Raw genomic sequence first — 891 nt, forward strand, 5'->3', positions numbered from 1 at the left:
CAGACGCCTCGCTGCGGGCTCGTAATCTCGCGCCCAACGACCCGCCAGCCTGCTTGGACTTCTTAGAGAATTGTAAAATATAATACGCACAAATCCGAACATTTTAGTAAAAATAGGCTTGATATTTTAAATATAAAAGATATTGACCAAATCTGATTATGATAAAAATTGAATTACATCACATATTATCTGAATGTTATGGCTGACGTTACCATTTCATGTTCGCGAAGAGAACTTGTCGTCTACTGATTTGGCCTGCTCGACTAAGATCGAGCCGTCCATAAACGCCTCCATAGCGGCCATACGGGGCAGCAGCTGTTGCGTAGATGGTGAATTGACTACGCATATATTACCGGATAAATTGTCATACCATCGGTTTAGGCGAGCCCCCGCATCCACCGATAAGCCGTTGATCCTCAAAAGGGATCAACGGCTTTTGTCGTTTCTGCCCCAACCTGCCACAAACCCCGCAAGTAATACCAACCCGCCGAGGAAATGACTCTCGTTGAGATCGAAGGGATTCCCTTTATCACTCGGCTGTGATTCCCTGGTAGCGCATTTTTAGCGTTGCGGGGGGTAGCCATGTCTGCAGCCATCAAGATTACCCGAGCGGGCTCGGACGCGGCGACGCTGCGTCGTGAGGCAGTAGGGAGCCGGGATGCGAACGTGGCCCGGCGTCTTTTGGCGCTGGCGCTTATTGCGGAGGGCAAGACGCGGGAGGAAGCGGCTGCGGCTGCCGGCATGGATCGCCAGACGTTACGGGATTGGGTGCATCGCTATAACGCGGAGGGGATAGCCGGCCTGGTGGATCGTCGATCAAAGGGTCGGCCTGGGATTTTGTCCGCAGAACAACTGGAAGAGCTTGCCAGTTGGGTGCGCCAGGGCCCCGAT

1 protein-coding gene is annotated in these 891 nt (G+C 52.7%); it reads left to right on the forward strand.

Annotation, left to right across the window (positions count from 1 at the left end):
* Positions 1–582: 582 nt before the first annotated feature.
* Positions 583–891: helix-turn-helix domain-containing protein (locus ACM9LZ_RS25905; protein WP_416622383.1), on the forward strand; the 309-nt coding region annotated here is incomplete at its 3' end.

Source organism: Niveispirillum fermenti (assembly GCF_048066175.1).
GTDB lineage: Bacteria > Pseudomonadota > Alphaproteobacteria > Azospirillales > Azospirillaceae > Niveispirillum > Niveispirillum fermenti.